Genomic DNA, 14,249 nt, shown 5'->3' on the forward strand with positions numbered 1-14,249 from the left:
TGTGATAACGAGCTGTTGCTTCCTATTGAGGATTTAATAGGTGTTATTATATCGATTGTTTTGCAACTAGAATTTTATATTAAAATACGTTTCATTATCTACAGTAATTATTTTTAAATCCATCATTACCGCGGATTTTGGCATAATGGATAGATAACAAAAGGAATCTTTATAAATATCATCTTCTGTTGTATATTCCACAATGATGATTAATACAGTAACGTTTATTATTTGCCTCAAAGCTAAACCCTATGTTAAGATGCACTTAAATCTCCTAGTACTTTAATGAATTTTCCATCTATATGATTAAAAAGCATCATTTTTGTATAGGTATATAGAACAAATTTAATTAATATTGTAATTTTTGTTGAATTTAGGGGAAAAGTCGTATATTATAAGGCTTGTCATCATTTAATTGATGGATAGAAGTATAGGATCACCAAAAAATGTGAACAAATGGATTATGGACCATTTAAGTTCGTATGCTTCAACTTATTTGATTTTGGGAGGAGGTGAATATCATGAACAAAACAGATCTAATTAATGCCGTTGCTGAATCAAGTGAATTGTCTAAAAAAGATGCAACAAAAGCTGTTGATGCGGTTTTTGAATCTATCATGGATTCACTTAAAGAAGGCGAAAAAGTACAATTAATTGGTTTTGGTAACTTTGAAGTACGTGAGCGTGCTGCCCGTAAAGGTCGCAACCCACAAACAGGTGCTGAGATTGAAATCCCAGCTAGCAAAGTTCCAGCATTTAAACCAGGTAAAGCCCTTAAAGACATCGTGAAATAATCCTTTACATAGGGGCAAGAAGAAGGGTGCAAAATTTGCATCCTTTTTCTTTTACCATTTTTTTATTGTAAATATAGTTGATATACATATACTGAAATATAAAGGAGTGAGCTTATGCAAGGAGATCATTTTATCATCAAGGCATTAGAAGATGGTGTACAAGTAATTGGTTTAACAAGAGGGCAAAATACCAAATTTCATCATGCTGAAAAGCTTGATGAAGGGGAGTTACTTGTTGTACAATTTACGGAACACACTTCTGCAATGAAAATAAAAGGGAAAGCTATTATTCAATCTAGCTTTGGGGAAGTTCGCTCAGGTTAATGCTTTACCGGAATCGATAAGCTTGTGTTATAATAATAAAAATGAGTGAAAACAGGTCAACAACGTTAGGAGATGATACGGTGGAATTATCGTTGGAGAATATTGAAGAAGAACTAAAACATATTTTACAACATCGTTATTTACAAAAATATATTCAAACACCGATCATTGACCAAAATAAACTTATTCTTTTATATCATCTAATTGAGGCTACACCACTTGAAATTGAAGAAAAGAAAAAATACATTATTACAACAATGTTAGTTCAGATTGCGTTAGATACACATGATTTAGTTTCCGAAACAAATAGTAATGAATCTAGTGAAAAAAAGAAAAGTAGACAACTTACTGTTTTAGCTGGAGATTATTACAGTGGATTATATTATTACATACTTTCCAAACTAAATGATGTACCAATGATACATACGTTAGCATCTGCAATTAAAGAGATGAATGAATTAAAAATGTATATGTATTATGAAAAACAACAGACACTTACTATTTTTCTTTCTCGCCTGAAGAAATTAGAAGCAAAATTAATTACGAGGGTAGGGGAGCACCTTAGGTTTCCTGATATCAATGAATTTGCTGAGAATTGGCTCTTAACTAGCAAATTAACAAAAGAAAAGCATAACTTTTTAATGAATAAAAATACGCCAGTGCTTAATGCACTAAATACCGATCTTGTTAGTGGAATTACAAGACATGATTGCGTAAAAACGATTGAAAAAGCAATGAATAAATACTGGGAAAAATCGAGTTCTTTGTTGCATGAGTTACCTAGTCAATTTTTTTTATTGAGAACGGAATTAGAGGATTTTTTTCACGATGAAACGCCTGATTTCTCTTCGCTCTTAGAACAAGGTTAATCAACAAAGTTAAATTATTTGCTAAGTTGTACGATAAACTAATGTATAAAGGTGAAAAATATGAAATTAGCCCTAACCTATTCCTACCTAAATGCCGATCTAAAGGTTATTGAACAGGAGTTACAAGAAACTTTACGAGCAGAACATCCTGTTCTAGCTGAGGCATCGTCGCAATTGCTTCATGCGGGAGGGAAGAGATTACGCCCTGTATTTGTGTTGTTGGCGGCACAATTTGGTGATTATGACTTAGAAAAAGTGAAAACAGCTGCTATCACATTGGAATTAATTCATATGGCATCATTAGTTCATGATGATGTGATTGATGAATCGGAACTACGAAGAGGAAAGCCAACCGTTAAAGCTAACTGGGATAACCGTACAGCAATGTATACTGGTGATTACATATTCGCTCGAGCACTTGAATGCCTGTCCACTTTGAATACTCCTACTGCGCATCAGTTACTCTCTAAAACTATGGTAGAACTAACCTTAGGTGAGATGAAGCAAATTGAGGATAAATATCGGCTAAATCAAAGTTTTAAAGATTACCTAAGAAGAATAAGACGAAAAACAGCCTTGTTAATCGCTGCTAGTTGTCAGTTAGGTGCTATTGCAGTAGACGCCCCCGAATTTGTTCAAAGGAAACTTTATCTCTATGGATACTATGTTGGCATATCCTATCAGATCATTGATGATATTTTAGATTTTACTGCTTCAAGTAAACAGTTAGGTAAGCCAGCAGGAAGTGATCTTATTCAAGGGCAGATCACATTACCAACTTTAATTGCACTGCAAGATCAAAAGGTTTCACATCAATTGAAAAAAATCTTTTCTGTAACAAAGGAACCAACATCAATCGAAATGGAGCCAATTATTGAATTAATAAAGCATTCGGACGCTATTGAACGGTCCTATCAAATTAGTGAAGCTTACTTGCAAAAAGCTTTTTCAACTTTAAAAGCTTTACCAGATGTAAAGGCGAAGCAAACTTTCGAACAAATAGCGATTTATATCGGTAAAAGAAAAACATAGTGCTTCCAATGAATATATTATTCGTTTCCTCGTCATTGGCGAGGTTTTTACTATTTATTTATCCTGACCAACCGTCTTTAAGACTAACACATCAAATCAATAAAACAGCCAACGTGATTTAAGTGAGCGTAACAAACGCAATACTTTGGGTGGTTCAGTTAACCAATCAATAGCAAATAGGTATAAAACCCCATTTACTGAAGTTGCGCTCTACACGGGATGAGAAGAAGGAGAAGAAGAAAATGTCTGATTACCAAGCGTTTACACAATCTATCAAAAAACACACAGGAATAGATCTTTCTTTATATAAAGAAGTTCAAATGAAACGGAGATTAACTTCATTACGAGATAAGAAAGGGTTTGATAACTTTCAATCATTCTATAAGGCGCTAGCTAGTGATACGGAATTGATGGCAGAATTTTTGGACAAAATGACTATTAATGTGTCTGAATTTTATCGCAATTCAGTCCGGTGGAATGTATTAGAAAATAAAATACTTCCTGAAAAATTAAAAAGATCAAAAAAAATTAAAATTTGGAGTGCCGCATGTTCAACTGGAGATGAGCCTTATACGATCGCAATGATGCTCAGCCAATATGTTGATCTTTCTAATGTTACGATTATAGCAACAGATCTTGATGACAAAATTTTAGAAAGAGCAAAAAAAGGCATTTATACCGAACGAGCATTAAAAGAAGTACCAAAAGAATTAAAAGAGAAGTATTTCAAACAGGACGGTTCGTTATATGTGATTGATGAGAAGCTCAGAAATGCAATTACTTTTAAAAAGCACAATCTTTTATCTGACCCGTATCCAACAGATTTTGATTTAATTGTCTGTCGAAATGTACTAATATACTTTACAGAAGAAGCAAAAACAGAGATCTATCAAAAATTTAGCCAATCGTTGAATGAACAAGGGGTGCTTTTTGTTGGAAGTACAGAGCAAATTTTTACCCCAGAAAAATATAATTTTCGTGTAATTGATACATTCTTTTATCAGAAAGATAAGTAGGTTCCCACAATTCATGATCAAAAAAGAACAGGTCCTAGACAAAACTTTTAGAAAAAAAAGAATAATCTATTAATTTACTACACACAGACCTCGTGAGGTGTGTTATATTTAATAAAAATTACATACAAATTAGGGGGGATTCTAATGCGTTATCTAACAGCAGGAGAATCGCATGGAAAACAGTTAACTACGATTGTGGAAGGTGTACCTTCTTTGATGCCATTAACAAGTGCAAATGTTAATGAATCTTTATTACGTAGACAAAAAGGTCACGGTCGAGGAAAACGTATGCAGATAGAAAAAGATCTAGTCGATATTGCCGGTGGAGTACGCCATGGCTATACCTTAGGTTCACCAATTGCCTTGGTAGTAAAAAATGATGATTTTAAGCATTGGGAGGACATTATGGGTGAAGACCCCATTGATATGGATGGAGATATTCGTAGAACAGTAACAAGGCCTAGACCTGGTCATGCAGATCTCAATGGTGCGATAAAATATGGTCATCGTGATATGCGGAACATTTTAGAGAGATCATCTGCTAGAGAAACAGCAGCACGTGTTGCTGCAGGTGCTGTTGCTAAAACCTTACTTAACCATCTTGGCATTAATATTGTTGGATATGTTCGTGAAATTGCAGGGATTAAGGCAGAAGATCAAAAGGAGCTGTCTTTTGAAGATAAGCAGAGGATTTCTGAAGAATCGCCTGTGCGCTGTTTAGATGATACGAATGGGAAAAAAATGATGGATGCGATTGATCAAGCGAAAGCAGACGGAGATTCGATCGGTGGTGTTTGCGAAGTTTATGTGGAGGGATTACCAGCTGGAATCGGTTCTTATGTTCATTACGATCGCAAACTAGATGCTAGAATTGCATTTGCTGTTCAAAGTATTAACGCTTTTAAAGGAGTAGAATTTGGAATTGGATTTGAAGCCGCCCGTCGTAATGGTAGCGAAGTTCACGATGAAATTGGTTGGAGTGAAGCAGAAGGTTACTATCGTAAAACCAACCGCCTTGGTGGTTTTGAAGGCGGTATGACTACTGGTATGCCAATTGTAGTCAAGGGCGTTATGAAGCCTATTCCAACCTTGTATAAACCTTTGCAAAGTGTAGATATAGAAACCAAAGAAGCTTTTCAAGCAAGTATCGAACGATCAGATTCATGCGCGGTTCCAGCTGCGGCTGTTGTGATGGAACATGTAGTAGCATTTGAGATCGCTAAAGCTGTGTTGGAACAATTCCCTAATGATCAATTTCCTAAACTGAAAGAAGTGTTTGACCAATATCGCGAAGAAGTAAGGTGTTTTTAATGGATTCTATTTCTGTCAAAACTAGTACAAATGAATATGCTGTTTCGATTGGCCCAGGTTTACGCTTTCAAATGGAGCGCTTTATTAACAAATCTTACAGTAAAATATTTATTATTACGGACAGCAATGTAGAGCCATTATACTTACCGGATGTCCTTCAATCATTAGAGCCTTCTTTTCCAGTAAATTATACGGTTGTTCCTGCGGGTGAAAGTTCCAAAAGCGCCCGTGTTTACTTTGATATCATTACGGAAGTGATTCAATCTGGTTTAGACCGAGACAGTTTGATTATCGCTCTAGGAGGCGGTATGGTTGGAGACTTGGCTGGCTTTGTTGCTGCTACATTTATGCGAGGAATTGATTTTATCCAGATGCCAACAACCATTCTTGCTCATGACAGTAGTGTCGGTGGAAAAGTAGCAATTAATCACCCAGAAGGAAAGAACTTGATTGGTAGCTTCTATCCTCCGCAAGCAGTTGTATATGATGTAGACACACTTCATACGATCCCTTTAATGGAAATACGATCTGGTTATGCTGAAATTGTTAAACATAGTTTTATTCATGATCAACCATTTTGGGAAGACATTGAAGAAGTTGATTTAACAAAACCATTATTAGATGATCAACTCATGAATCACTTATTTCGTGGCATTCAAGTGAAGGCGAATATTGTTGAACTCGATGAGAAAGAGTCCAATATTCGACAATATTTGAACTTCGGGCACACATTAGGCCATGCATTAGAGTCTGAACTAGGTTATGGAAAATTAACACATGGTGAGGCTGTTGCAATTGGGATGTTATTTGCAATAAAAGTTAGTGAAGCACATTTCCATACGGAATTACCTTATCAAAGTTTATTCGAGTGGCTAAAAAGAAACCACTATCCGATTGCATTACCACCAACGATTAATGTGAATAATCTAATTAATCGAATGAAAAAGGATAAAAAAGCAAAGAAACAAAGTGTTCAGATGGTTTTATTAAGAGAACTGGGTGAGCCTATCACGGAATCCATTGAGGATTTCACATTAATCGGATTACTAGAACAATTTTTACGAGAGTTGGTGGATCGATGATTCGTGGTGTAAGAGGTGCAACAACAGTATCTGAAAATAATGCAGATGAAATTATCTTACATACCCAAACATTGGCTGAAGAAATGATCGCTCAGAATGAGATTTATCCGAACGATGTTGCTACCGTGCTTGTATCTGTTACAGCAGATCTTAATGCTACATTTCCCGCAAAACCAATTCGAGAAATTGAAGGTTGGAGCTATGTTCCGGTAATGTGTATGCAAGAGATTGATGTTCCAGGTGGTTTAGCTAAGTGTATTCGAATTATGATGACGATCAACACTTCGAAAGATCAGCAAGAGATCGCTCATGTGTATCACCATGAAGCAAAAAAACTAAGACCAGATTTACTCAAGTAAAGTAGGGAGCGTTTATGATGCAAGCGAAAAATATTTTCAATCAGATGTCACCGTACACCCCAGGTAAGCAAATAGAAGACGTGAAAAAAGAATACAACTTAACAAGGATAGTAAAATTAGCGTCGAATGAGAATCCATTTGGTTTTTCAGATAATGTAAAACAAGCAATAGTAGATTTGACAAAAAACTTAGAAATTTATCCAGATGGTTATGCAACGGAATTGCGACAATTGCTTAGTGATCGTCTTGAAGTTGATCCTGATCAATTAGTGTTTGGATGTGGTTCTGATGAAATTGTTGATATTATTTGCCGTACATATTTAGAATCAGGAACAAATACCATTATTGCTAAGCCGACATTTCCACAATACAAACACAATGCATTAATCCAAGGTGCAGAAGTAAAAGAAGTGCCATTAATTAATGGTTATCATGATTTGCAAGGGATGTTGGATCAGGTAGATGAGCAGACAAAAATTATTTGGCTATGCACTCCGAATAATCCAACTGGATGCATGATTAACAGTACTTCCTTGTCAACGTTTATGCAGCAATGTCCGAGTGATATTCTTGTAGTAGTTGATGAAGCCTATTATGAGTATATAACTGCTGATAATGCGCCAAATACGATTGCAGCACTTAAGGACTACACGAATTTAATTGTGCTTCGAACATTTTCTAAAGCATACGGATTAGCAGGTCTTCGGATCGGTTATGGTGTAGCAAATGTAGTGGTAAGTAATGCCCTCAATGTTGCACGAGGGCCATTTAATACAACAAAAGTCGCACAAAAGTCTGCTATTATAGCACTACAGGACGAAGAGTTTTTACATTATTCCTTAGAAGAAACAAAGAAGAACAAAGCCGACTTGTTGTCTTTTTTCGATGAAATGGAATTAAAATATTATGATTCAGAAACGAATTTTGTATTTGTTACCTTACCAGTTAGTGGTGACTCGCTTTTTGAACACTTACTTAGTAAAGGTTTTATTATTCGATCCGGTGAGGCATTGGGCCATCCAAATGGTGTAAGAATTACAATTGGAAAAAAAGAAGATATGAAAGAGCTTCAAGAACACATTCGGACATTTTTAACTGTGGATTCAAAGGAGAATTAAATCATTGTGGCACAAACGATATTGATTGCTGGACTTGGCTTAATTGGTGGGTCACTAGCATTAAGTATGAAAGAAAATAACGATAATCATTTGATCGGTTATGATATAGACCCTAAAGCGATTGCTTATGGAGTAGAGAACGGAATTTTAGATGAGGGTGTTGCAGATTTTAAAGTTGGTATCAAGCAAGCCGATATCTGTATTCTAGCTGCACCGGTATCTAAAACGATTGAATTAATCCATAAGATCAATGAGGTTAATTTGGAGAAACCGATCATAATTACGGATGTATCCTCGGTAAAAGGATCAATTGAGAAAGCGGCTGAGTGTATTACATCACCATTGGTAACATTTATTGGTGGTCATCCAATGGCAGGTTCACACAAAAAAGGAATTGAAGCAGCGAAATCACATTTATTTGAAAACGCAATTTACATTTTAACACCAACGAATGATTGTCCAAAAGAGAAAATAGCACTTTTAAAAGATGTATTAGCAGGGACAAAAAGTACTTTTATTGAATTAAACCCAGAGGAACATGATGAAATGACAAGTGTTATCTCACATTTTCCACATCTCATTGCTTCTTCACTTGTACATCAAGCAAAAAGTTGGCAAACAAAACATGAAAAAATTCCGAGCCTTGCTGCAGGTGGATTTCGTGATATTACGAGAATCGCATCGAGTAATCCAGCAATGTGGCAAGATATATTCTTCCAAAATAAGCATGTAATTTCTCGATTATTAACGGATTGGATTGCGGAAATGAATGATTTACAACAATTGCTTCAAACAGACAATCAAGTTGAGATGTATGATTATTTAGTGCAGGCGAAAGAATTCCGAGACGGATTAGACAAGACAAAACGAGGCGCTATTCCTGCATTTTATGATCTATTTGTTGATATATTCGATCAAACAGGAGCGCTATTAAAAGTTGTTTCATTATTAGCAGAAAAAGATATTAGTATTAAAAATATAGAGATTCTCGAGATTCGTGAAGGTATCACTGGAGTACTTCGTTTAAGTTTTGTAACAAAAGAAGACCAGTTAGCTAGTCATCGTCATCTCACAAAGAATGGCTATGAAACGATGCTGGAGGAGTAGAGGGGAGTATATTTATTTATGAATCAGATTACATTACACCCAATAACATCACCGTTAGTTGGAAATATGCTTGTGCCTGGAGATAAATCGATATCGCACCGTGCTATTATATTCGGATCACTTGCAAAGGGAACAACAGTTATCTCTCATTTTTTAGATGGAGAAGACTGTATGAGAACTATTCATGCGTTTCAAGCAATGGGCGTAAAGATAAAAAAAGAAGAGCAACGCGTAACGATAGAAAGTAATGGTGTAGAAGCATTAGAAGAACCTTTAAAACCGATTAATTTAGGCAATTCGGGTACTACAGCTAGACTGTTACTTGGTGTCTTAGCAGGATTACCTTTTCACACGACTTTGTTTGGTGACGAATCACTAACAAAACGCCCGATGGATCGTGTTGCAGTCCCACTACGTGAAATGGGTGCGAAGATTGATGGTCGTTTTAATGGTAAATATTTACCAATTTCTACTCGAGGTGGACAATTACAAGCGATTACTTTTCATCCACCAGTGAAGAGTGCTCAAGTTAAGTCTGGCGTTCTTTTAGCTGGGCTACTTGCCAATGGAATGACCGAGGTTATTGAAGAAACGAAAACAAGGGATCATACGGAAAACATGTTTCAAGCATTTGGTGGAGAAATTTCTATTGATGGAAATAAAATCTCGGTAAAAGGAGAGCAAACCCTAACAGGAACAGACATTCAAGTACCAGGTGATATTTCTTCTGCAGCATTCTTCCTAGTAGCTGCTGCAATTGTACCAGGAAGCAAAATTACAATCACTGATGTTGGGTTAAATCAAACACGCACGGGGATTATCGATGTCTTACAGAAAATGAATGTAAAGATCAACGTGGAAGAAGAAAAATTTATTGGTGGTGAACCGATTGGTAAGATTACAGTTGAATCTTCAGACATAAAAGCAACAGATATTGATGGCGACATTATTCCGCGCATGATTGATGAGATACCGATTGTTGCTTTACTAGCTACACAAGCAAAGGGAACGACAATCATTCGGGATGCTGAAGAATTGCGATACAAAGAAACAGATCGAATCGCTTCTGTTGTTCATACATTAAATAAGCTGGGAGCAAAAATAGAAGCTACAGAAGATGGGATGATCATTGAAGGTGGAACGCCGATCACTGGAGGAGAAGCAGATTCTCATGGCGATCATCGAATTGGAATGATGATAGCTATCGCTTCCTTGATTGCAAAATCAGATACTATTTTGCACCAACCGGATTCGATAAATATCTCCTATCCCACATTTTTTGATGATTTAGCAAAACTGAAAAAATAAGAAAAAAGTTTGTTCGGTAAGAAGAATAACTTTTATTTTACTGCGAACTACTACTTAAGCATCTTCCTAGAAGTCATGTTGTGACTAATGGAAGGTGTTTTTTCGTCGTGCATAAATAACACTTTAGAGTACAGAAATTAGTTTATAATTTTTCAAACAACAGAAACTAAGATTCGTTTATTTGCTAATGATTGCTTGATTGTAATTTTTTCGGTATGATGAAGCTATTCTTAGGATATCTTGTGTTTAGAAGGGTTGAGTGAAGACATGGAAAAAATATATCGTGCCATCGATTTAATTGAACAAAACAATACGGAAGAAGCACTTCGCATATTAGCAAATCATCTACCTCATGCGGAAGAAGAGGAATTATTTACAATTGCTGATTTATATCAAGAATTAGGGTTAATTACCGAAGCAAAGGAAGTTTTATATGATTTGCTACCAAAATACCCCGATGAAGCAGATGTGAAAATTGCGCTTGCCGAAATACATATCGATTTAGAAGAAGATCCAGAAGCAATTGAATTATTAAATAGCATAAATGAAAAGGATCCGCAATACTTAAGCGTCTTATTGCTATTGGCAGACCTTTATCAAGCTCAGGGCTTGTTTGAAGTAGCAGAACAAAAACTGTTACAAGCTAAGCAACTAGAGCCAAGTGAACTATTAATTGACTTTGCTCTTGCCGAATTGGCATTTTCTAATGGTGAATATCAAAAAGCGATCACTCATTACGAAAAAGTATATCGGGAACAAAAAGTATTTGCAGCTATTGATATCTCACATCGATTAGCAGAGGCTAATGCGTCGATCGGAGAGTTTGAAACAGCACTAGAGCATTATCAGACGGCTGAGTCAGACGATACAGAGACACTATTTCGTTATGGTTTTATTGGCTTCCAGGCAAATCGCTTAGATATTGCGATTAAATCGTGGGAAAAAGTATTAGAACTAGATCCTGAATACCCTTCTGTATATCAATACTTAGCAGAAGTTTATGAATCAGAAGGCTTAATTCCGGAAGCCTATTCAACGGCTAAAAAAGGCTTGGCCATGGATTCGTTGAATAAAGACTTATTTCTGCTAGCTGGTATGCTGGCACGAAAAATTGGGGAATCAGAAAAAGGTTATCAATTTGTTCGCGAAGCAGTAGCAATTGACCCAGGTTTTAAAGAGGCGGTATTATTTTTAGTAGAAAATTATAAGGATGATGAAGATTTTCAAGCAATAATTGACCTGCTCACACATATTATAGATCAAGGGGAAGAAGATGGATACTATAAATGGGAGCTTGCCAAAGCTTTAGAAAAGGAAGAAGAATATCAGCAAGCATTAAAATTTTATCAAGATGCATACAATACATTTAAGGATGATAGTGATTTCCTTAAGGAGTATGGGTACTTTTTAGTTGAAGAAGGGAGGAAAAATGACGCGATTTCCATTTTCACTCGGTATTTAGCTATTGAACCTAGTGACACAGAATTAGAAGCATACTTATCTAGATTAAAGGCATAATGACATTTTAGAGGGGTGAAGGCATCCAATTCATCATATGTGTTACTTTCCTAAACGATGATTAGGAGGGAAGAAGTTTGAGTACTTCGGTATCAGTTCAGGATAAGAAGGAATTTATTCATTGGTTTTTAAAAAATTATCAACTGAAAAAGCGTGAAAGTGTTTGGATCTTAAATTATTTAACAAACCACGACACGTTGTTGGCGAACGTACACTTTATTCGTGAAGCGCGTTTTTGCCCACGAGGAATCATTATTTCAAGCCACTGCTCTAATGATGTTCCTTTTCGTTTCTATAAAAATCATATTGTAACTACAGATGCTGAAAAATCTTTTCATGATATTCGGTTAAATAGAGATGAACCAATTTATATTCAATTGTGTTTCGAGAACGCCAATCAAAATACACATTATATTGCTGTGCTTGAAGATAATCCGTATTTGCCTGACGATTTCTTTATTACGAAAAGAGAAAAAGAACTCGCAAAAGAGTTTATTGATTATACTGTTTTTCAAACACAAAAAAAGCATCTTCATCAAATGATTGATTCCGCTCTTGATAACCGTGATCAAGCTGCTTTTGAAGTGTATCTAGAACAATTGCAGGCATTAACAAAATCATATGATGAAAATATTTAGTGTACAAAGGAACTTGTAAGATCGATTTTAACATGATAATCTTAATAATATATCTGAACCCCAACCAATTGGAAGGGGTTTCTTGTTTGCGGAGGAAACTACAGTGAATCTTATTTTTACTCTTTTACGTAATCGAACCTTCTTGATCATGTTGTTGTTCATTAATTTTTTTGGAACAATTTATGGCTATTATTGGTACGAAAATCAACTTGCCCGAACGCCAGCTATTTTTAAAGTGTTTGTGCCAGACAGTCCTACAGCTAGTTTGTTTTTCACCATTTTTTTGCTGTTCTTTATTTTCGGGAAAAATGTCCCTTATATTGAAGCGTTAGCATTAGTAACTCTCTTTAAGTATGGGATATGGGCTGTCGTCATGAATATATTGACGCTTATTGTATCAGGTGACCTTAGCTGGGCAGGCTACATGTTAATTGGTTCCCATGCGGCTATGGCTGTTCAGGGCCTTTTATATGCTCCTTTTTATCGCATAAAAATGCGACATCTTGTTGTTGCAAGTGTTTGGACATTACATAATGATTTTATTGATTATGTTTATCAAATGATGCCTAGATACCATAGTTTAGATGTATATATGAATGAAATCGGTTATTTTACTTTTTGGTTAAGCATGCTCTCCATAGGTCTTGCTTATTATTTAACTATTCACAAAAATAGTCAACTTACCTATCAATATGATTAGTTCTACAAATCCCGATATTTTCATAAGCTAATTGTAGTTTACTTGTGAAAGAAGGGATCTTAATGGTTGCTGGCTGGTATGGTCAATTAGTAGCTTATACTGTATTAAATGGATTAAAACGTATGGCTTCCCTAAGTGTTCTGGATATTTTAACAACTCCACCGGAGCCACAAAATAAAATATCTTTTCTTACTTTTTCTTTAATTATTTTGGGGGTTATTGCCCTCACTTTGACGTATGTTGGTTTTCGGAAATATCAGGCTGAGCAGAAGAAAGAAAGACTAGAACAAAAGAAGACTAACGACAAAATGAACTCAAATGAATGAGTATGAATGTTTAGTTATGAAAGATATCATGGTGGCTAGCATATGATCAGTATCACACTTTTCTAATGATGATTAATAGTAATAAAGAGACAGTTGACCATGAAGGTTAGCTGTCTTTTTTATTACGAGAGCCGAGATTATCCCCTGTTTCACAAACATATCGTTCCCAAAAAGAATTTGACACAAACAGTGCTGTAGTGCTCTCTAACTGCTACTCAAATGAAATTGGCCCCCTTTCCTCAGGCGCGGCTTCAGCTAACTCGGAAGAAATGCACTTCCGAGTGGATCTTCAGCTCGTGGGACTGCGATTACTCGTCCCATCAAAAACATTCGCTATTCCTGCAGGAGTGTCGCCAATGTAATTTGATCCGCTAGTTTAGCTCCTAAAAGCTGCATAAAAAACACACTTCAAATGTTTCTGATAACCAGCGAAGTCAGCAAATGGATGAGACTCCTGTGGGAACAGCACAAGCCGAAGATCCACTTGGTAAAGTGTTTTTCTTTACCAAGTTAGCTGAGGCTGTGCCCACGGAAAGGGAATCCATTTGCTGACGTAGCGGGATGATTCGTTAATGTACAGTTTATTCAAACTTAGTCATAAACAATGATGGATTTAGCAAACAAATTTTAATTACAAACAGAAAAACTGGTCATTATTAGACCGGTTTTTCTGCTTGCACAAAATTATTTCGACAAATTAACTAAAAGATTTGTCAAATGAATGAGTTTTCGCTAACATTAGAGAAG

The 14,249-nt window shown here is 35.8% G+C and carries 16 protein-coding genes; 15 read left to right on the forward strand and 1 reads right to left on the reverse strand.

Going from position 1 to position 14,249, the window contains the following annotated elements; genetic code table 11:
• Positions 1–66: 66 nt before the first annotated feature.
• The gene (locus OWO01_RS01345; protein ID WP_268778623.1) at positions 67–240 is read right to left on the reverse strand and encodes a hypothetical protein; all 174 of its coding nucleotides are present in this window, start codon (positions 238–240) and stop codon (positions 67–69) included.
• Between the two features lie 281 nt (positions 241–521).
• On the opposite strand from OWO01_RS01345, the gene OWO01_RS01350 reads away from it, so the two are divergent.
• The 15 genes from OWO01_RS01350 (at position 522) to OWO01_RS01420 (ending at position 13,502) form a co-directional block, all read left to right on the forward strand.
• Positions 522–794: an HU family DNA-binding protein gene (locus OWO01_RS01350; protein ID WP_268778624.1), complete on the forward strand. Its 273-nt coding sequence runs from the start codon at positions 522–524 to the stop codon at positions 792–794.
• Between the two features lie 114 nt (positions 795–908).
• Complete coding sequence (gene mtrB, locus OWO01_RS01355; RefSeq protein ID WP_268778625.1) at positions 909–1,118, forward strand: trp RNA-binding attenuation protein MtrB; 210 nt, start codon at positions 909–911, stop codon at positions 1,116–1,118.
• Between the two features lie 80 nt (positions 1,119–1,198).
• Positions 1,199–1,987 (forward strand): heptaprenyl diphosphate synthase component 1, encoded by a 789-nt coding sequence (locus OWO01_RS01360; protein WP_268778626.1) that lies wholly within the window; start codon positions 1,199–1,201, stop codon positions 1,985–1,987.
• A 60-nt stretch (positions 1,988–2,047) separates the two neighbouring features.
• Positions 2,048–3,019 (forward strand): heptaprenyl diphosphate synthase component II, encoded by a 972-nt coding sequence (gene hepT / locus OWO01_RS01365; RefSeq protein ID WP_268778627.1) that lies wholly within the window; start codon positions 2,048–2,050, stop codon positions 3,017–3,019.
• A gap of 242 nt (positions 3,020–3,261) precedes the next feature.
• Positions 3,262–4,035: a CheR family methyltransferase gene (locus OWO01_RS01370; RefSeq protein ID WP_268778628.1), complete on the forward strand. Its 774-nt coding sequence runs from the start codon at positions 3,262–3,264 to the stop codon at positions 4,033–4,035.
• A 144-nt stretch (positions 4,036–4,179) separates the two neighbouring features.
• Complete coding sequence (gene aroC, locus OWO01_RS01375; RefSeq protein ID WP_268778629.1) at positions 4,180–5,346, forward strand: chorismate synthase; 1,167 nt, start codon at positions 4,180–4,182, stop codon at positions 5,344–5,346.
• Complete coding sequence (gene aroB / locus OWO01_RS01380) at positions 5,346–6,428, forward strand: 3-dehydroquinate synthase (protein ID WP_268778630.1); 1,083 nt, start codon at positions 5,346–5,348, stop codon at positions 6,426–6,428. Before aroC ends, aroB begins: the two co-directional genes overlap by 1 nt.
• Entirely contained in the window at positions 6,425–6,787 is a 363-nt protein-coding gene (gene aroH / locus OWO01_RS01385) for a chorismate mutase (RefSeq protein WP_268778631.1), read from the forward strand. The genes aroB and aroH overlap by 4 nt, the downstream gene beginning before the upstream one ends.
• Positions 6,788–6,804: 17 nt before the next feature.
• Entirely contained in the window at positions 6,805–7,905 is a 1,101-nt protein-coding gene (gene hisC / locus OWO01_RS01390; RefSeq protein ID WP_268778632.1) for a histidinol-phosphate transaminase, read from the forward strand.
• A gap of 6 nt (positions 7,906–7,911) precedes the next feature.
• A complete protein-coding gene (locus OWO01_RS01395) occupies positions 7,912–9,012 on the forward strand; it encodes a prephenate dehydrogenase (RefSeq protein WP_268778633.1) in 1,101 nt (366 codons plus the stop codon).
• Between the two features lie 18 nt (positions 9,013–9,030).
• Positions 9,031–10,320 (forward strand): 3-phosphoshikimate 1-carboxyvinyltransferase, encoded by a 1,290-nt coding sequence (gene aroA / locus OWO01_RS01400; RefSeq protein WP_268778634.1) that lies wholly within the window; start codon positions 9,031–9,033, stop codon positions 10,318–10,320.
• 267 nt (positions 10,321–10,587) lie between these two features.
• Positions 10,588–11,838, forward strand: coding sequence for a tetratricopeptide repeat protein (locus tag OWO01_RS01405; RefSeq protein ID WP_268778635.1), 1,251 nt, complete (start codon positions 10,588–10,590; stop codon positions 11,836–11,838).
• Positions 11,839–11,915: 77 nt separating this feature from the next.
• Positions 11,916–12,476, forward strand: a complete 561-nt coding sequence (locus OWO01_RS01410; protein WP_268778636.1) for a ReoY family proteolytic degradation factor — start codon at positions 11,916–11,918, stop codon at positions 12,474–12,476.
• 103 nt (positions 12,477–12,579) lie between these two features.
• Positions 12,580–13,176 (forward strand): lipoprotein heptaprenylglyceryl N-acetyltransferase LhaT, encoded by a 597-nt coding sequence (gene lhaT, locus OWO01_RS01415; protein ID WP_268778637.1) that lies wholly within the window; start codon positions 12,580–12,582, stop codon positions 13,174–13,176.
• 62 nt (positions 13,177–13,238) lie between these two features.
• Positions 13,239–13,502: a sporulation protein YpjB gene (locus OWO01_RS01420; RefSeq protein WP_268778638.1), complete on the forward strand. Its 264-nt coding sequence runs from the start codon at positions 13,239–13,241 to the stop codon at positions 13,500–13,502.
• The last annotated feature ends 747 nt before the right edge of the window (positions 13,503–14,249 follow it).

It is taken from the genome of Natronobacillus azotifigens (assembly GCF_026805325.1).
Taxonomy (GTDB): Bacteria; Bacillota; Bacilli; order Bacillales; family Amphibacillaceae; genus Natronobacillus; species Natronobacillus azotifigens.